An 18,364-nucleotide genomic window follows, 5' to 3' on the forward strand; every position below is an offset into this window, starting at 1 on the left:
CGGTCACAAGCAGCTCCTGAATCGATAGCAATTGAGGCTATCGTTTCAGGTGAACAGGGCTTTGTGTTGCTCGCGCAAGATGTTTTTCTGCACCTTGCCCATGGTGTTGCGCGGCAGGTCGCTGATGCTGAAACAGCGTTTGGGGATCTTGAAGTTGGCCAACCGGGCCTTCAGCTCGGCCAGAATCTGTTCCGTGTCCAGTATGCTGCCTGGCCTGGCCACCACAATGGCCACGCCGACCTCGCCGAAATCCGGGTGCGGCACACCGACCACCGCGCTTTCGGCGACACCCGGCAAGTCGTTGATGTAGGCCTCGATCTCGGCCGGGTAGACGTTGTAGCCGCCGCTGATGATCAGGTCCTTGCTGCGTCCGACAATCACCACGTAACCGCGCTCGTCGATTTTGCCGACGTCGCCGGTTTTGAAAAAACCATCGGCCGTGAACTCTTCCTTGGTTTTTTCCGGCATGCGCCAGTAACCCTGGAACACATTCGGCCCCTGCACCTCGATGCCACCAATCTCACCGGCCGGCAACACCTGGCCACCCTCGTCCCGCACCCGCAGGCTGACACCGGGCAGGGGAAAACCTACCGTGCCGCCACGCCGTTCGTCACCCGCATAGGGGTTGGAGGTCAACATGGCGGTTTCGGACATGCCGTAACGCTCCAGGATGGTGTGGCCGGTGCGGTTTTGCCACTCGGTGAAGGTCTCGATCAGCAGCGGCGCGGAACCCGCCACAAACAGGCGCATGTTGCGGCAGGCCTCACGGGTCAGGCCCGGCTCGGCCAGCAGGCGCACGTACAAGGTGGGCACACCCATGAACACCGTGGCCTCGGGCAACTTGCGCACCACCAGCTTGGGGTCGAACCTGGACAACCAGATCATCTTGCTGCCGTTGATCAACGCGCCATGGATGGCCACAAACAAACCGTGCACGTGGAAGATGGGCAGCGCGTGAATCAACACGTCGCCAGCTTGCCAGCCCCAATAATCCTTGAGCACCAGCGCGTTGCTCAGCATGTTGCCGTGCGACAGCATCGCACCCTTGCTGCGACCCGTGGTACCGCTGGTGTAGAGAATCGCCGCCAGATCGTCAGGCTGGCGCTGCACCACCTCGTGTTTGTCGCTGCAATGCGCGGCGCGGTCCAGCAGCGAACCCGTGCGGTCCTCGTCCAGCGTGAACACGTTTTGTGTGCCGGCCTTGAAAGCAATCTTGCTGACCCAGCCGAAGTTCTTGCCGCTACACACCACCACGGCGGGCTCGGCGTTGCCGATGAAATATTCGATCTCGGCGCTTTGGTAGGCGGTGTTCAGCGGCAAAAACACATAACCGGCGCGCAGGGTGGCCAGGTACAACATCATGGCCTCGACCGATTTTTCCACCTGCACGGCCACGCGTGCGCCCTCGGGCAATTGCAGCGATTTCAGCAGGTTGGCCAGCATGGCCGTGCCGCGCTCCAGATCGCGCCAGGAGTAGGCCAGCCCGTTGTCGGTTTCGACCGCCACGCTGTCGAGGTCTTGGGGGAACGCCGCACGCAGGGCGGCAAACAGGTTGTGGTTTTTCATGAGCTCGTGAATAGGAAAATCAAGGAAAGCAAAAACAAGCGTGGTACTCGCCACGGCGGAAAACGTTCTCTTCAGGCCGCGCCATTCGCTATGTTATTCATAGCTGATGGCGCCCGTCCTTTCTGGGCTGGAGCCCTGAAAGACTCTTGACTCAGCCCGGTGGACGGATGGGGCGCAGCGCTCAGTCCAGCTTGGCACCCGAGGCTTTCACCACCTGGGTCCATTTTTTGATCTCCGCGTTGATGAAGCTGCCGAATTGCGGACCGGCCAGGTTGGCAAACTCTGCGCCCTGCCCGGCCCAGACGGCCTTGGCTTCGTCGGTGCTGCAGGCCTTGCGGATCTCTTCGATCGCGCGCGCCTGGGCATCGGCCGGTGTGCCCTTGGGCGCCCACACGCCGTACCAGGTGGTCACGGTGTAGTCGGGCATGCCAACCTCGGCGGCACAAGGCACGTCGGGGAAAGCCGCGTTGCGTTTGTTGCCCGAGACCATCAGCGCCTTGACGCGGCCACTCTTGATGTGGGTGGCCGACGATCCGAGGCCGTCAAACATCATGTCCACCTGGCCGCCGACCAGGTCGCGCAAGGCCGGGCCGGCGCCGGTATAGGGAATGTGGGTGATAAACGTTTTACTCTGCTGCTTGAACAACTCGCCGGCCAGGTGGTGCGAGGTGCCGGTGCCGGCCGAGCCGTAGTTGTATTTGCCCGGGTTCTTGCGCACCAGTTCGAGGAAAGACTTGAAGTCCGGCGTCGTGATGTTTTTCGGATTCACCACCACCACCTGCGGCACGCTGGCCACCAGGATCAGCGGCACCAGGTCGCGTTCGAGGTCGTAGTCGAGCTTGGGGTACATGCTGGGCGCGATGGTGTGGTGTACCGCCCCCATGAACAAGGTGTAGCCGTCAGGCTGCGCACGCGAGGCAATGCCGGCGCCCAAGGTGCCGCCCGCGCCGCCGCGGTTGTCGATCACCAGTTGTTTGCCGGTCAGGCGTGCAAACTGCGCCGACATGGGGCGCGCAAAAGCATCGGTGCCGCCGCCTGCGGGGAAAGGCACGATCATGCTCACCGGTTTGGTGGGCCAGCCCGATTGGGCGTAGCTGCCCGTGGAAAACACCGCCGCGCCGGCGGCCGCCACACGCAGCACATCCCGCCGCGATGGCTTGATCTCAAAACTCGATGTCATGTCTGTCTCCTGTTGTTGTTGAATCAAAAAAACAAATGTTCACGTTCAAATGTACAAATCCTCGATGGCGCCCGCCACGGGGATTTTCCCCTGCGCCAGCAGCGCCCGGTGTTTGTCCAGACGCTTAAGGTCGTAGAGGTAATTGACCATCAGGCCATAAGACTGCTTCAGGCCCTTGGGCGACGGGTCGCCACCCCAATTCAGTCGTTCCACACGTGCGCCATTGCCCAGGTGAAAACGCGCCACCGGGTCCAGCGGCCGGCCGCCGTCCAGCTCGCGGCCCAGGTAGTGGGCCGCGCAGCGCAGCAGCAGACGGCGCAGCGGCGACTTCTCGTTCAGCGCCAACGCATCGTCCGCGGCGGCCAGCACCTGCTGCGCGGTGGGCGGCGTTGCCCCCAGAGCCCGGCCCAGCAAACCACGTTCCTTGTCGTCGAGTTTGTCCAGCATCGCGCCCGCATTTTTCACCAGCCAGGGGCGAAAGCCGGGGATGGGCGAAAGGGTCGCAAAATGTTTGAGCCGGGGAAATTCCACGTTCAGTGTTTCGACCACGCGTTTGATCAGCGAGTCGCCAAAACTCACGCCGCGCAAGCCGGTCTGCGTGTTGCTGATGGAGTAAAAAATCGCGGTCGTGGCTTTTTTCAAATCCGCCGGCGCGGCCGACTCATCCAGCAGCGGCATGATGTCATCGGCCATCCCGTCGGTGAAGGCCACTTCGACAAAAATCAGCGGCTCATCCGGCATGCGTGGATGGAAAAAACCATAACAGCGGCGGTCGCTGTCGAGCCGGTTTTTCACATCGGACCAGCTCTTGATGTCGTGTACCGCCTCGTACTTGATCAACTTCTCGATCAACGATGCGGGCGAATCCCAGCTGATACGGCGCAGGTCCAGAAAACCCACGTCAAACCAGGTCGAGAACATGTACTCCATCTCGACGTCCAGCGCCTGCAAGCGTTTGTCCGCTTTCAGATGCGGCAACATGTCGGCCCGCATGTCCACCAGGAAACGGAACCCTTCGGGAAAGGCACTGAAACGCTGCAGCAAACGCCGGCGCGGCGACACCGTGGCGCGGCGATACCGCACCTCGGCGACGGCTTCGTCGGGCGTGCCCACGGCGGCGGCCAATTGCGCCTGCGCCAGCTGGACTTTGTGCGTATCGGCGACAAACTGTTCGCTGATCAACAACCACATGTCGCGCCGCTGCTCCAGCGTCGCCTTGGCGTACCAGCCGGCCACGCCTTGGGCCCGGCGCCCGCCTTCGACCTCGCTGACCTGCGGATCCACAATCGCCTTCAGCTCCTCCAGCGTGCGGCGCAGGACACGCGGCGACAGCGCTTCTTCTTTTTTCCGCAAGGTGGCCTTGAGGCGTTCGCGCGTGCTGCGGGCGGCTTCGCCATTCGCTACTGATTTTGTAGCTGCTGGCGCTTTATCCACCTGGGCTGCAGGCATTTTTGATGCTGATTTGGCGGCCGGGCGCAGTTTGGAGACGCTGCGGGTGATCCACTCGGGGGCGCTCATGGTGTGACCTTTGCTGCGGGGTAGTGGCGGATGTTGGTGGTGCGCCGGCTCATGCCGGTAGTACGTCGACTCATGCCGTCGCCTCCCGATGGTTTCGCTATGTGCGTCACGCTCAGGTGTCGGCTCCCTGCTGGCATTCGCTTTCTGCCGATCCCCAGCCTTCTGCTGGGGCCCCTCGTCAGGTAGCTCATGCCAGCACCCGCGATTTCTGGTTGCGGGCAAGTTCGCGCAAGGCTTCGCGTTGGCGGGTCAGGTGGGTGCGCATGGCGGCGTCCGCGCCTTCGCTGTCGCGGGCCTTGAGGGCGGCAAACACCGCCATGTGTTCAGCCAGGCTTTGCGCCAGCCGGCCGGGTGCGTGCAATTGCTGCGAGCGGGCGAGCTTGAGGATTTTGCGCAGGTCGGCAATTGCCATGGCCAGCCAGCGGTTGTTGGCCAAGGTGATGATGGCTTCGTGGATCGCGAAATTGGTGTCGTAATAGTCGTTGATACGCCCGGCCTGGGCATGGCTATTGAGCCGCTCGTGCAAGGTCGTTAACGCGGCCAGGTCGGCATCGGTGGCATTGCGTGCCGCTTCATAAGCGCAACGCCCTTCCAGCAGGGCGATCACCGGGAAAATATCGTCCAGGTCCTGCTCGGTCACCTCATTGACAAAACAACCGCGTCGCGGTTCGTGGCGCAACAAACCCTCGGCCGTCAGGACCTTGAGCGCTTCACGCAGCGGCGTGCGCGAAATCTGCAGGCTCTCGCACAAGACCACCTCGTCAAGAAAACTGCCGGACGCATACACACCGGCAAAAATTTTCTCCCGCAAGGTAGCGGCGACTTCCTGGTGCAGTGAGTGGGGGACGAGGCGCATGGTGTGGCGAGTTGGCGGTTAACCGTCGGGCCAGCACCTCTGGCGAACCGACAAAACCGGGTTGGCTTTATTTCATCAAATCAAATTCAGGGACTGGCAGGGCTTGAACTAGCTCATAATTTTATGTAATTACGCGTAATTATGAACAAGACCAAGACTGGGACACAAGCCTTTTCCTGGCATGTTTCCCCCGTGAAAACCCGTGTTTGTGGGTCCCCGCCAACAGCATGGCTGCGACCCCGGATTCCGGCCGGACCACGCATCACTATCCAAAAGATAGCAATCAGTGACCGACTGACATGGGCTAGGCCCGCTTGTCAGCCCACAACCAGAGCCAGACACCGGCCGCGATCATGGGCAGGCACAACCACTGCCCCATGCTCATGCCCAAGGACAGGATGCCCAGGAAGTCGTCCGGCTCGCGGAAAAATTCGGCGATAAAACGGAACACGCCGTAACCGACCAGGAAAGCCGCCGACACCTGCCCGGTTTTGCGCGGCTTGCGGGCATACAGCCACAACAACACAAACAGCAGCAAGCCTTCCAGCAGGAACTGGTAAATCTGCGAGGGGTGGCGCGGCAGCATGGAGCCGCTTTGCGGAAACACCATGCCCCAAGGCAAATCCGGGCTGCTGAAACGGCCCCACAGCTCGCCGTTGATGAAGTTGCCCACACGTCCCGCCGCCAGCCCCGTGGGCACACAAGGCGCGATCAAGTCCATCACCTGCAGCCAGGGTTTCTGGCGGCTGCGGGCAAACCAGAATTGCGACACCAGCACACCCAGCAAACCACCATGAAAACTCATGCCGCCCTGCCACACCGCCAAAATCTCCAGCGGATGCGACAGGTAATAACCCGGCTTGTAGAACAGGCAGTAACCGATACGCCCGCCTATCACCACCCCCATCACACCCAAAAACAAAATGTCTTCAATGTCCTTGCGGCCCCATGCGGCCGTGCCCGTCATCGAGACATAAGGCTCATGTTTCAGGCGCTGCAGCCCCAGAAACAGGAACAGGCCAAAAGCGGCCAGGTAGGTCAGGCCGTACCAGTGAATGGCAACCGGGCCTAGCTGCAACGCAACAGGATCAATGTGGGGATAAATGAGCATGGCGGTATTTTGCACGCAAGCGCCGTGGGCCATTCCCCGCTTGACCGAGGCTAGTGGATGGATTGCTCGATAAAAGCAATAAAACGCGCGAGCGCAGGATTGGCGCTTTTGGCGGACCAGACCAGGCTGGTTTCACAGCCTGGCACCTTATTTTTTGGCACACGCCGTGACGGCGCTGCCGAGGCTTGCGCAGACACGTTGCGGTAGACCACACCCGGCCGCTGAAACTGCTGCACACTTTCAGGCACCCAGGCCACGCCCAGCCCGGCGGAGACGAGATTGACAATGGTCTGCATTTGAATCGCCTCCTGCGCCACACGCGGGGACTCCCCGGCCGCGTGGTACATGGCGAAGATGGCGTCATACAGCGAAGGCACGATGCGGCGCGGAAAAATCACCAGCGGATGGCCCAGCAAATCTTTCAAGGTCAGGCCGGTTTTGACGGCCAGCTCGCTTTGCTCCGGCACGGCCATCACCAGTTGTTCATGCGAGATACGTTGGCTGGCCAATTCAGGCGGGGCAAAGCCGGGGGAGTGCAACATGAAGCCCGCATCGATCTCCCCGCGCTCAAACGCCTGGAGCTGCACATCCCCCGTGGCTTCAATCAGCTCCAGTTGCACACGCGGATGTTGCTCGCGAAAGGCCCTGACCCAGCGCGGCAGCAGGTCAAAGCCGACGGTGGACACAAAGGCCAGCCGCAAGCGACCCGCCTCGCCGTCGGCACTGGCACGGCCATAGGCCGGCAAGGCCTGGGCCCGGGCCAGCAGGTCGCGCGCCTCGGGCAGCAGCGCCGCGCCGGCCGCCGTGAGCTGCACACTGCGTTTGGTGCGGTCAAACAGCTTGAATCCCAGCAAGACCTCCAGGTGCGCAATGGCCTGCGTCAGCGGCGGCTGCGTCATGTACAGGCGCAGCGCCGCGCGGCCAAAATGAAGCTCCTCGGCCAGCGCGACAAACTGGCGCCACAAACGCAGTTCTATCCAGGGGGCGGCGGCTGTTGAGGCAGGGTGACTCATATGCCACGCATATTAATACAGCTCAAAAAATGGATTGGGACAAATGAGTCAAAGCGCCCATAATCGTTGCACAAACCAATCACTCCCCACGAGAGACACCATGGAAACCAAACCCATCACGCTCAACCCGCGCAGCAAAAACATCACCGAGGGCAAATCGCGCGCGCCCAACCGCTCCATGTATTACGCCATGGGTTACGAAGAAGCCGACTTCAAGAAACCCATGATCGGCGTGGCCAACGGCCACAGCACCATCACGCCCTGCAACAGCGGCCTGCAAAAGCTGGCCGATGCCGCCATTGCCGCGATTGAAGAAGCCGGCGGCAATGCCCAGGTCTTCGGCACACCGACGATTTCCGATGGCATGGCCATGGGCACCGAAGGCATGAAATATTCGCTGGTCAGCCGCGAAGTCATCTCGGACTGCATCGAGACCTGCGTGCAGGGCCAGTGGATGGACGGCGTGCTGGTGGTTGGCGGCTGCGACAAAAACATGCCGGGCGGCCTGATGGGCATGTTGCGCGCCAACGTGCCGGCGATTTATGTCTACGGCGGCACCATTCTGCCGGGTACTTACAAAGGCAAAGACCTGAACATCGTCAGCGTGTTTGAAGCCGTGGGCGAAAACGCCGCCGGCCGCATGAGCGACGAAGATCTGCTGCAAATCGAACGTCGCGCCATCCCCGGCACCGGCAGTTGCGGCGGCATGTACACGGCCAACACCATGTCCAGCGCCTTCGAGGCCCTGGGTATTTCGCTGCCCTACTCCAGCACCATGGCCAATCCGCACGACGAGAAAATGAACTCGGCGAAAGAATCCGCCAAGGTGCTGATTGAAGCGGTGAAAAAAGACATCAAACCGCGCGACATCGTCACCAAGAAGTCAATTGAAAATGCCGTGGCCGTGATCATGGCGACCGGTGGCTCCACCAATGCCGTGCTGCACTTTTTGGCGATTGCACATGCGGCCGGTGTGGACTGGACGATTGATGATTTCGAGCGTGTGCGCGTCAAGACGCCCGTGCTCTGCGACCTGAAACCTTCGGGCCAATACCTGGCCGTGGATCTGCACCGTGCTGGCGGCATTCCACAGGTCATGAAAACCCTGCTGGCCGCCGGCCTGCTGCATGGTGATTGCCTGACGATTTCCGGCCAGACGATTGCCGAAGTGCTGAAAGACGTGCCCGAGGTGCCACGCGCCGACCAGAACGTGATCCGCCCCATCGACAAGCCCATGTACGTACAAGGCCACCTGGCGATTCTCAAGGGCAACCTCTCGCCTGAAGGCTGTGTCGCCAAAATCACCGGCCTGAAAAACCCGGTCATCACCGGCCCGGCCCGTGTGTTCGACGACGAACAATCGGCGCTGGCCGCCATCCTGGCCGGCAAGATTGTGGCGGGCGATGTGATGGTGCTGCGTTACCTCGGCCCCGAAGGCGGACCCGGCATGCCGGAAATGTTGGCCCCCACCGGCGCGTTGATTGGTGCCGGCCTGGGCGAAAGTGTGGGCCTGATCACCGACGGCCGTTTCTCGGGCGGCACCTGGGGCATGGTGGTGGGCCACGTCGCGCCGGAAGCGGCGGCCGGCGGCAACATTGCTTTCATCAACGAAGGTGACTCGATCACCATCGACGCGAAAGAACTGCTGCTGCAACTCAACATCAGCGACGCCGAGCTGGCCAAACGTAAAGTGGGCTGGAAAGCCCCGGCACCGCGTTACACACGCGGCGTGCAAGCCAAGTTCGCCTTCAACGCTTCCAGCGCCAGCAAGGGCGCGGTGCTCGACGACTATTGATCTTGTTGGCCAAGCGCTAAAACAAAAGCCCGTGGGTCACAGACCTCACGGGCTTTTTTTATGGGGCGGCACGGCGTACTGCTTACCGCCTGCCATGCTGAGGTTTATTTCCGCTTTTTGGACAACATGCCCATGGCACTGCGCTGTTTGTCGATGCGGTCCTGCTTGCGTTTGTCCATTTTTTCCATGGCTTTCTTTTCGGTGTAGCCGGATTTGTCCGCCCACCACCACCAAAGCACCGCCAGGCCAAACGGTGCCAGCACCACCCACCAGCTCCAGGTGGCGACCGGCCCGATCTCCAGATATTTCAGCAGCAGGCCGACGACGCCAATCAGTAAAAAAAACATGAATTACTCCTGATGATCCGGTGCAAGCCCTTTGGCAGCAGGGTCAACCCACACCACTACAATAACGTTGATTGACTGTAACCGAATCCAAATTTAAAACTCTTTCCACGAGGCGAACAATGAAACGTGTATTTTTGGCAATTGCTACCCTGGCCGCCGGTGTTGCGGTGTCCACACCGGCCCTGGCTGACCTGCAATTGGCCACGGCCAAAAACTGCATGGCTTGCCATGCAGTGGCGACCAAACTGGTCGGTCCTTCGTTCAAAGATGTCGCCGCCAAATACGCAGGCCAAAAAGACGCGGCCGACAAACTGTCCGCCAAAATCATCAAAGGCGGCTCCGGCGTCTGGGGTCCCGTGCCCATGCCTGCCAATGCCCAGGTCAACCCTGACGAAGCCAAAAAACTGGCCGCCTGGATTCTGACGCAAAAATAAGCCCGCTCTGCCGGCACAAAAAAGCCCGTTGCTACAACGGGCTTTTTTTATGCTTGCCAGGAAAGTCCTGGCAAGGTCACTTACAGGTTTTCCGACAACTGATCGAGGATGGCGGGGGTTTTGTGGCCACCTCACATCGCTTCGCGATATGAGTGCCCCCCAATCCCGCCACAGCTTCGCTGACGCGGCTTGCGCCGCCCTTGATCACAGGTTCTCGGATAGCTGATCAAGGATGGCGGGATTTTCCAGGGTCGAGGTGTCCTGTGTGATGGCTTCGCCTTTGGCAATGCCGCGCAGCAGGCGGCGCATGATTTTGCCGCTGCGGGTTTTCGGCAGGTTGTCGCCAAAACGGATGTCCTTGGGTTTGGCGATCGGTCCGATTTCCTTGCCAACCCAGTCGCGCAACTCCTTGGCAATCGCCTTGGCCTCGTCGCCGGTTGGCCGGGAACGTTTGAGCACCACAAAAGCCACAATCGCCTCGCCCGTCAAATCATCCGGCCGGCCCACCACCGCGGCCTCGGCCACCAGGGCAGAATGAGACACCAGTGCCGATTCGATTTCCATCGTGCCCATGCGGTGGCCGGACACATTGAGCACGTCGTCGATACGGCCGGTGATGCGGAAATAACCGCGGTCTGTGCTGCGCACAGCGCCGTCCCCGGCCAGATAAATCTTGCCGCCCATTTCTTCGGGGAAATAACTTTTCTTGAAACGCTCGGGGTCGTTCCAGATGGTGCGAATCATCGAAGGCCAGGGACGCTTGACCACCAGCATGCCGCCGGAGCCGTTGGGCAAGTCCTTGCCCACTTCGTCGACGATGGCGGCCATGATGCCGGGCAGCGGCAAGGTGCAGCTACCGGGCACCAGCGGCGTCGCACCCGGCAGCGGCGTGATCATGTGGCCGCCGGTTTCGGTTTGCCAGAAGGTGTCCACCACCGGGCAACGCTCGCCGCCCACGTGTTTGTAGTACCACATCCAGGCTTCGGGGTTGATGGGCTCCCCCCACCGAACCGAGGATGCGCAGGCTGCTCAAATCGGAGCGTGCCGGGTGCACCTTCTCGTCACCTTCGGCCGCCTTGATCAGCGAACGGATCGCCGTGGGTGCGGTGTAGAAAATGCTGACCTTGTGTTTTTCGATCATTTGCCAGAAACGGCCGGCATTCGGGTAGGTCGGGATGCCTTCAAAAATGACCTGGGTGGCGCCGGCCGCCAGCGGGCCGTAGGCGACATAGGTGTGGCCTGTGACCCAGCCTATATCGGCCGTACACCAGAACACGTCCGAAGGCTGGACATCAAAAGCCCAGTCCATGGTCAGCTTGGCCCACAACAAATAACCACCGGTGCTGTGTTGCACACCTTTGGGTTTGCCGGTGGAGCCCGAGGTGTACAGGATAAACAGCGGGTGTTCGGCGCCGACAAACTCCGGCTCGCAGGTGGCCGGCTGGCTGCCGGCAACCTCGTGCATCAGGCTGTCACGCCCGGCCACCATGTTGCAGGCCGTGACGGTGCGCTGGTAGACGATGACGTTTTTGATGGACTCGCAGCCGCCCATGCCAATACCTTCATCCACAATCGCCTTGAGCGGCAACTCCTTGCCGCCGCGCAGCTGGTAGTTGGCGGTGATCACCGCGACGGCACCCGCGTCCTGAATCCGTTCCTGCAAACTCTTGGCCGAAAAACCGCCAAACACCACGGAGTGGGTGGCGCCAATACGCGCGCAGGCCTGCATGGCCACCACACCTTCGACCGTCATCGGCATGTAGATGATGACGCGGTCACCCTTCTGGATGCCCATGGCCTTGAGCGCATTGGCAAACTGGCAAACCTTGGTATGCAATTCTTTGTAGGTGACATTGGTCACCTGACCATCATCACTCTCAAAAATGATGGCTTTTTTGTTTTCGGTCGCCGTGCCCAGGTGACGGTCCAGGCAGTTGTATGACGCGTTGAGTTCGCCGTCGGCAAACCATTTGTAAAACGGCGCGTTGGATTCGTCCAGGGTCTGGGTGAAGGGTTTTTTCCAGCTCAGGTTTTCACGCGCCAGTCGGGCCCAGAAGCCTTCGAAGTCTTTTTCGGCTTCATCACACAACGCCTGGTAAGCGTCCATGCCCGAAATGCGAGCGGACTTGACCAGCGCCGGGCTCGGGAAAAAGACCCGGTTCTCAACCAGAGTGGATTCGATGGCAGATAAGGGCGCGCTCATGATGACTTGTCTCCTGGGGTTGTAGCGGTGCGGTGAATGTCAATGCGGCTAATGTCATAGTCAGCACTTACAGTCCACTGACTGGCTTGAAGCTTACAAGTTTAAGCCGCCTCACGCCCCGTCGGGCGGCACGCCTACAATTCGCAGCCACCCAAACTACCCCCGCCTTTATGTCAGAACCCCAAATCACTCCGCCCATAGCTTCGCCGCTGCGCCCTATTCCCAACTTCATCTTCGCCAGCCGCTGGTTGCAGCTGCCGCTCTACGTTGGACTGATCGCCGCGCAAGGTGTGTACGTGTTTCATTTCCTGGTGGAGTTGCTGCATTTGATCGAGGCGGTCTTCGGCAGCCAGACGGCGCTGCAGGCCCTGGTCACCAGCATAGGTTACAAGACCGCGGTGCCGGTCACGACCTTGAACGAAACCGTCATCATGCTGGTGGTGCTGGCGCTGATTGACGTGGTCATGATCTCCAACCTGTTGATCATGGTGATTGTGGGCGGCTACGAAACCTTTGTCAGCCGCATGAACCTGGAAGGGCACCGCGACCAGCCCGAATGGTTAAGCCATGTGAACGCGTCTGTGCTCAAGGTCAAGCTGGCCACCGCCATCATTGGCATCAGCTCCATCCATCTGCTCAAAACCTTCATCAATGCCGACAACTACACCGACAAGGTGCTGATTGCGCAAACGGTGATCCACATCACCTTCCTGTTGTCCGCGCTTGCCATTGCCTACACCGACAAGATCATGTCGGGCATAGCCGCCAGAGACCATTGAAGCGCAAGCCTCGTCTGGCGCCATCCCGCCAGACTTGACCAAATGATGCTCAAAAGTTATAATCAAACGCTTCAAGCAACCAACAAGTAATTTTGTTGGCTGGTGTTGCACTACTCGCGGATCAACCAGAATCCCGTCGCGGTGCAAGACCTCTTCGTTGGGCCCAGGCCCGACAACCGGCCGGTTTACCGGCCTCCCGATGCCGCGTCGCGTTCGCCGGACCAGCCCCCTCACCTTGATGGAGCGCGCTGATCCGGATTGAACGTTGGACAGGCTCTGGCTTCGTCAATTTGTCGTCTTCAGTGCCTTCCGGCGGCCTTGCGGCTTGGCCGGATGGTCTGCGTCTGGCCCGAGCACAAGGCCGATGGCGCGGCTGCGGTTCGCAGCAGTCGTCATTCATGGCGGCGCTTTGTCCACTCTTCTTAACAAGGAGCCCAAGCGCATGGCAAAAGAAATTCGCATCGACCACGTCTTCAAGGTTTTCGGCGACGAGCCCGAACACGCCATGGACCTCGTCCGCCAGGGCCTGAGCAAACAGGACATCCTGGCCCGTACCGGCCACTCCATCGGCGTGTTCGACGCCAGTTTCACCATCGCGGCCGGTGAAATTTTTGTCATCATGGGCCTGTCAGGCTCGGGCAAATCCACCCTTGTGCGCATGCTCAACCTGCTGATTGAACCCACGGCAGGCCGCATCCTGGTCGACGGCCACGACATCGGCGCACTGAGCGACAGCCAGTTGCGCGCCCTGCGCCGCAAGGACATCAGCATGGTGTTCCAGTCCTTCGCGCTGATGCCGCACAACACCGTGCTGGACAACACGGCCTTCGGGCTGGAACTGGCCGGCGTCAGCCGCGCCGAGCGCCATGCGCTGGCCGACCAGGCGCTGGAGCAAGTCGGCCTGGCCGGCTGGGGCGCCAGTTACCCGGACGAGTTGTCGGGCGGCATGCAGCAACGTGTCGGCCTGGCGCGCGCGCTGGCGTCCGATCCATCCATCTTGCTGATGGACGAGGCCTTCTCTGCGCTGGACCCCATCATCCGCACCGAGATGCAAAGCGAACTACTGCGCCTGCAGCAGGTCAAGCGCCGCACCATCGTCTTCATCTCGCACGACCTGGATGAAGCCATGCGCATTGGCGACCGCATCGCCATCATGAAAGACGGCCAGGTGGTGCAGGTCGGCACGCCCGACGAGATCCTGCGCAACCCGGCCAACGACTATGTGCGCAGCTTTGTGCGTGGCGTGGACGCGGCGGCGGTGTTCAAGGCCGGCGACATCGCGCGCAAGGCCTTCACCGTGGTGTCCGAACACAGCCAGCGCGGCGCGCGCGCCGCGCTGCAACTGCTCGAAGAGCAGGACCGCGAATACGCCTACGTGGTCAGCCCCACGCAGCAATACCTGGGCATGGTCTCGGCCGACTCACTGCGCGAGGCGCTGCGCGGCCATGTCGGCCCGCTCGGCCTGCAGCACGCCTACTTGAGCGGGGTACAGCCGATTGCGGTGGACGCCCCCGTGGCCGACCTGTTCGGCCAGGTGGCGCACGCACCCCACGCCGTGCCGGTGCTGACCGAGGGCGGGCGCTTTTGCGGCGCCATCAGCAAGACCACACTGCTGCGCTTTCTCGACCGCGACACGCCGCCGCTAGAGTCCACGCTGGTCAACCCTGCCACCTCCGTGACCACCTCCTCCGCCGCTGCGGCGCACTGACTACAAGGTTGACGCACATGAACGATACACAAACCAATTCCGAACTCGCCGCCGGCTTCGATGCCACGGCAACGCTGCCGCCGCTGGTCGAGACCAATCCTTGGGCCAACAGCACACCAGCCGTCACGGCCCAGCCATCGCCGTGGGACAGCCCAGCGCCCGCACCCATGGCAGACAGCGACCCCTGGGCTAATGCCACCGTGGGCAGCGACTGGATTGATGCCCAAGCCAGCGCCCTGGACGCCGCCGGCACACTCGACCCCTCGGCCGCCGTCAACGGCTTTCAGCTGCAGCAGCTGTGGGACGGCTCGCTGCCCATCGAATCCTGGATCAACCAGGGCCTGGGCTGGGTGGTGGAGAATTTCCGCCCCTTCTTCCAGACCATTCGCGCACCCATAGACAGCACGCTGGGCAGTGTCGAAGGCCTGCTGCAAAGCGTGCCCGCACTGGCCATGATCGCGCTCATCGGTCTGCTGGCCTGGCAATTCGCCGGCCGCGCGCTGGCCGTGGGCACCGTGCTGGCGCTGCTGCTGGTGGCCATGCTGGGCATCTGGCCCGAGGCCATGGTGACGCTCTCGCTGGTGCTGACCTCGCTGGTGTTCTGCTTGTGCCTAGGCCTGCCGCTGGGCATTTTGCTGGCCAGCAGCGACCGCGCCCAGCGCGTCCTGCGCCCGCTGCTCGACGCCATGCAGACCACGCCGGCCTTCGTCTACCTGGTGCCGGTGGTGATGCTGTTCGGCATCGGCAACGTGCCCGGCGTGATCGTGACCACCATCTTCGCGCTGCCGCCGCTGGTGCGCCTGACCAACCTCGGCATCCGCCAGGTGCGGCCCGACCTGATCGAGGCGGCGCGCGCCTATGGCGCCTCGCCCTGGCAGATGCTCACCAAGGTGCAGTTGCCGCTGGCCATGCCGTCCATCATGGCCGGCATCAACCAGACGCTGATGCTCTCGCTGTCCATGGTGGTGATCGCCTCCATGATTGCCGTCGGCGGCCTGGGCCAGATGGTGCTGCGCGGCATAGGCCGCCTGGACATGGGCTTGGCCACCGTGGGCGGCCTGGGCATCGTGCTGCTGGCCATCACGCTGGACCGCATCACCCAGTCGCTGGGCCAGCCGCGCCGCGGCGTGCGCCACTGGTGGCACACCGGTCCGGCCGGGCTGCTGCTGCGCCTGCTGCAACGCCTGCTGCAGCGCGGCGCCCAAGCTGCCGACACAAGCGCCGCGCCATCCCCACAACTGTCGACCTCGGGCCAGTGAGCCCCGCATGTCCTCATCACAACAGGAGCCATCACTACATGACCAAGATCCGATTTTTCGCACGCAGCCTGCTCGCCACCAGCGTCCTGGCGTTCGGCCTGACCGGCGCGGCGCAGGCGCAAGACCTGCCCGGCAAGGGCATCAAGGTGCAGCCGCTGCAAAGTGCACTCGCCGAAGAAACCTTCCAGACCCTGCTGGTCAGCCGCGCGCTGCAACAGCTCGGCTACGACGTGTTGCCCATCAAGGAAGTCGACTACCCGGCCGCGCACCTTGCCGTGGCCAACGGCGATGCGACCTTCATTGCCAACCACTGGAATCCGCACCACGCCGAGTTCTACAAAAGCGCGGGTGGCGACGCCAAGATGTCGCGCAAGGGCGTTTATTCGGCCGGCGCGGTGCAGGGCTACCTGATCGACAAGAAGACCGCCGACGAATACAAAATCACCCACATCAGCCAGCTGAGCGACCCCAAACTGGCCAAGCTGTTTGACAGCAACGGCGACGGCAAGGCCGACCTGGTCGGCGCCAGCGCCGGCTGGGGCGGCGAAGCCGTGATCGAGCACCAGCTCACCACCTTCAAACTGCGCGATACCGTGACCTACATACAGGGCAACTACGCCGCGCTGATTGCCGACACGGTCAGCCGCTTCAAGCAGGGCAAGCCCGTGCTTTACTACGCGTGGACGCCTTATTGGCTCAGCAACGTGCTGCGTCCGGGCCAGGACGTGGTGTGGCTGCAAGTGCCCTTCTCCGCCATGCCCGGCGTGCAGACCGGCACCGACACCCAGCTGTCCAATGGCAAGAACTATGGCTTTCCGCTGAACAACGAATACATCGTGGCCAACAAGACCTTCGTCGAACAAAACCCGGCCGCCGGCAAACTGTTTGAAGTCATGGCGCTGCCGATCAGCGACATCAGCACGCAAAACCGGCACATGCAGGACGGCGAGAACAGCCAGAAAGACATCGTGCGCCACACCGACGGCTGGATCAAGGCGCACCAGCAGCTGTTTGACGGCTGGATCGCGCAAGCCCGCACCGCCGCCCATGTTCAAGAAAAATAAGGCTACAGCCCTTACACCACCTGCGCAAGAAGCTATCGTATTGATAGCTTCTTGCGCTGTTTCAGCAAGGCACGATTCAGCGCCTGCGCATCAACGCCCGGTCATGTGTGCGGGCACCACCCACTGGTCGAACTGCTCGGCCGTGACATGGCCGGAGGCGATGGCGGCCTCGCGCAGGCTGGTGCCTTCCGCGTGCGCTTTTTTGGCGATAAACGCGGCCTTGTCGTAACCGATGTGGGGATTCAGCGCCGTGACCAGCATCAGCGAACGGTTCACCAGCTCGGCAATGCGGTCGCGGTTCGGCTCTATGCCGACCGCGCAATGGTCGTTGAAACTCGACATGCCGTCGGCCAGCAAACGCACCGACTGCAGGAAGTTGTGGGCAATCATGGGGCGAAACACATTCAACTCGAAATTGCCCGACGCGCCGCCCATGTTGATGGCCACGTCGTTGCCGAACACCTGGCAACACAACATGGTGACGGCTTCGCTCTGCGTCGGATTCACCTTGCCCGGCATGATGGAGGAGCCGGGTTCGTTTTCAGGAATCGACAACTCGCCAATGCCGCTGCGTGGCCCGCTGGCCAGCCAGCGCACATCGTTGGCGATTTTCATCATGCTGGCGGCCAAGGTCTTGAGCGCGCCATGGGCATGCACCAGCGCATCGCAGGAGGCCATGGCTTCAAACTTGTTGGGCGCCGTCACAAAGGGCAAACCGGTCAGGCTGGCCAGCTCGGCCGCCACCTGTTCGGCATAACCCTTGGGCGCATTCAGCCCCGTGCCCACCGCCGTGCCGCCCAGCGCCAGTTCATACAGATGGGGCAAGGCGTCACGCAGATGTTTTTCGCCGTGTTCCAGCTGGGCCACATAACCGGAGAACTCCTGGCCCAGGGTCAGCGGTGTGGCGTCCTGCAAATGCGTGCGGCCTATCTTGACGATGCGCTCAAAGTCCTGCGCCTTTTGCGCCAGCGTGCCGCGCAACTTGGCGATGGCCGGCAGCAACTTGTGCCGGATCGCGTCGACCGCCGCCACGTGCATGGCCGTCGGAAACACATCGTTGGACGACTGGCTGCGGTTCACGTCATCGTTCGGGTGCACGCGTCTGCCCTCGCCGCGTGCGCCACCCAACAACTCGCTGGCGCGATTCGCCAGCACCTCGTTGACGTTCATATTGGTTTGTGTGCCCGAGCCGGTCTGCCAGACCACCAGCGGAAACTCGCGCTCATGGTGGCCGGCGATCACCTCGTCGGCCGCGGCCACAATCGCCTGCGCCTTGTTGCCCTCCAGCAGGCCTAACGCCAGATTCACCGTCGCCGACGCGCGTTTGACCTGCGCCAGCGCCCGGATGATCTCGCGCGGCTGCTGCTCGCCGGAGATGTCGAAGTTCTGCAAGGAACGCTGGGTTTGCGCCCCCCACAAACGTTCGGCGGGCACGGTGATGGGCCCAAAAGTGTCATGTTCTGTACGGGTGTCCGCGGAGGTGTTCATGGTGTTCGCCTGACCTGTCAAAATAGAGGGTTGAAGTTCCCAG

General features: G+C 61.8%; 14 protein-coding genes and 1 pseudogene. 6 read left to right on the forward strand and 9 right to left on the reverse strand.

The window, feature by feature from the left end; genetic code table 11:
• Positions 1-45 precede the first annotated feature (45 nt).
• From ACHMXK_RS15420 to ACHMXK_RS15445, 6 genes are all read right to left on the reverse strand, one after another.
• On the reverse strand, positions 46-1,566 hold the full coding sequence (locus ACHMXK_RS15420) for a malonyl-CoA synthase (protein WP_397441426.1): 1,521 nt from the start codon (positions 1,564-1,566) through the stop codon (positions 46-48).
• 181 nt (positions 1,567-1,747) lie between these two features.
• A complete protein-coding gene (locus tag ACHMXK_RS15425) occupies positions 1,748-2,746 on the reverse strand; it encodes a Bug family tripartite tricarboxylate transporter substrate binding protein (RefSeq protein ID WP_397441427.1) in 999 nt (332 codons plus the stop codon).
• 45 nt (positions 2,747-2,791) lie between these two features.
• On the reverse strand, positions 2,792-4,264 hold the full coding sequence (locus tag ACHMXK_RS15430) for a malonyl-CoA decarboxylase (RefSeq protein WP_397441428.1): 1,473 nt from the start codon (positions 4,262-4,264) through the stop codon (positions 2,792-2,794).
• Between the two features lie 187 nt (positions 4,265-4,451).
• Positions 4,452-5,120, reverse strand: a complete 669-nt coding sequence (locus tag ACHMXK_RS15435; protein WP_397441429.1) for a GntR family transcriptional regulator — start codon at positions 5,118-5,120, stop codon at positions 4,452-4,454.
• A gap of 304 nt (positions 5,121-5,424) precedes the next feature.
• Positions 5,425-6,231, reverse strand: a complete 807-nt coding sequence (gene lgt / locus ACHMXK_RS15440) for a prolipoprotein diacylglyceryl transferase (protein WP_397441431.1) — start codon at positions 6,229-6,231, stop codon at positions 5,425-5,427.
• Positions 6,232-6,281: 50 nt separating this feature from the next.
• Positions 6,282-7,244, reverse strand: a complete 963-nt coding sequence (locus ACHMXK_RS15445) for a LysR family transcriptional regulator (protein ID WP_397441432.1) — start codon at positions 7,242-7,244, stop codon at positions 6,282-6,284.
• Between the two features lie 100 nt (positions 7,245-7,344).
• On the opposite strand from ACHMXK_RS15445, the gene ilvD reads away from it, so the two are divergent.
• Positions 7,345-9,039, forward strand: a complete 1,695-nt coding sequence (gene ilvD, locus ACHMXK_RS15450) for a dihydroxy-acid dehydratase (protein WP_397441433.1) — start codon at positions 7,345-7,347, stop codon at positions 9,037-9,039.
• A 104-nt stretch (positions 9,040-9,143) separates the two neighbouring features.
• Here ilvD and ACHMXK_RS15455 read toward each other — a convergent pair whose 3' ends face one another.
• The gene (locus ACHMXK_RS15455; protein ID WP_397441434.1) at positions 9,144-9,386 is read right to left on the reverse strand and encodes a TIGR04438 family Trp-rich protein; all 243 of its coding nucleotides are present in this window, start codon (positions 9,384-9,386) and stop codon (positions 9,144-9,146) included.
• Positions 9,387-9,505: 119 nt separating this feature from the next.
• Here ACHMXK_RS15455 and ACHMXK_RS15460 point away from each other — a divergent pair, with 119 nt between their 5' ends.
• Positions 9,506-9,820 carry a c-type cytochrome gene (locus tag ACHMXK_RS15460; RefSeq protein WP_397441435.1) on the forward strand — a complete coding sequence of 105 codons (315 nt, stop codon included), beginning with the start codon at positions 9,506-9,508 and terminating at the stop codon, positions 9,818-9,820.
• Between the two features lie 204 nt (positions 9,821-10,024).
• On the opposite strand, the pseudogene acs reads toward ACHMXK_RS15460, so the two are convergent.
• Positions 10,025-12,023 (reverse strand): annotated as a pseudogene (acs, locus tag ACHMXK_RS15465) (acetate--CoA ligase).
• 170 nt (positions 12,024-12,193) lie between these two features.
• Here acs and ACHMXK_RS15470 point away from each other — a divergent pair.
• The 4 genes from ACHMXK_RS15470 (at position 12,194) to proX (ending at position 16,833) form a co-directional block, all read left to right on the forward strand.
• Positions 12,194-12,802, forward strand: coding sequence for a YqhA family protein (locus ACHMXK_RS15470; protein ID WP_397441436.1), 609 nt, complete (start codon positions 12,194-12,196; stop codon positions 12,800-12,802).
• Between the two features lie 442 nt (positions 12,803-13,244).
• Positions 13,245-14,510, forward strand: coding sequence for a glycine betaine/L-proline ABC transporter ATP-binding protein ProV (proV, locus tag ACHMXK_RS15475; protein ID WP_397441437.1), 1,266 nt, complete (start codon positions 13,245-13,247; stop codon positions 14,508-14,510).
• Positions 14,511-14,527: 17 nt separating this feature from the next.
• Complete coding sequence (gene proW, locus ACHMXK_RS15480; RefSeq protein WP_397441438.1) at positions 14,528-15,769, forward strand: glycine betaine/L-proline ABC transporter permease ProW; 1,242 nt, start codon at positions 14,528-14,530, stop codon at positions 15,767-15,769.
• Positions 15,770-15,807: 38 nt separating this feature from the next.
• The gene (gene proX, locus ACHMXK_RS15485) at positions 15,808-16,833 is read left to right on the forward strand and encodes a glycine betaine/L-proline ABC transporter substrate-binding protein ProX (RefSeq protein ID WP_397441439.1); all 1,026 of its coding nucleotides are present in this window, start codon (positions 15,808-15,810) and stop codon (positions 16,831-16,833) included.
• Between the two features lie 90 nt (positions 16,834-16,923).
• Here the strand turns inward: proX and fumC are convergent, their stop codons facing one another.
• Positions 16,924-18,321 (reverse strand): class II fumarate hydratase, encoded by a 1,398-nt coding sequence (gene fumC / locus ACHMXK_RS15490; RefSeq protein WP_397441440.1) that lies wholly within the window; start codon positions 18,319-18,321, stop codon positions 16,924-16,926.
• Positions 18,322-18,364 lie beyond the last annotated feature (43 nt).

Origin of the sequence: Polaromonas sp. UC242_47 (assembly GCF_044452385.1) — a bacterium.
In the GTDB taxonomy this organism is placed as follows: domain Bacteria; phylum Pseudomonadota; class Gammaproteobacteria; order Burkholderiales; family Burkholderiaceae_C; genus Polaromonas.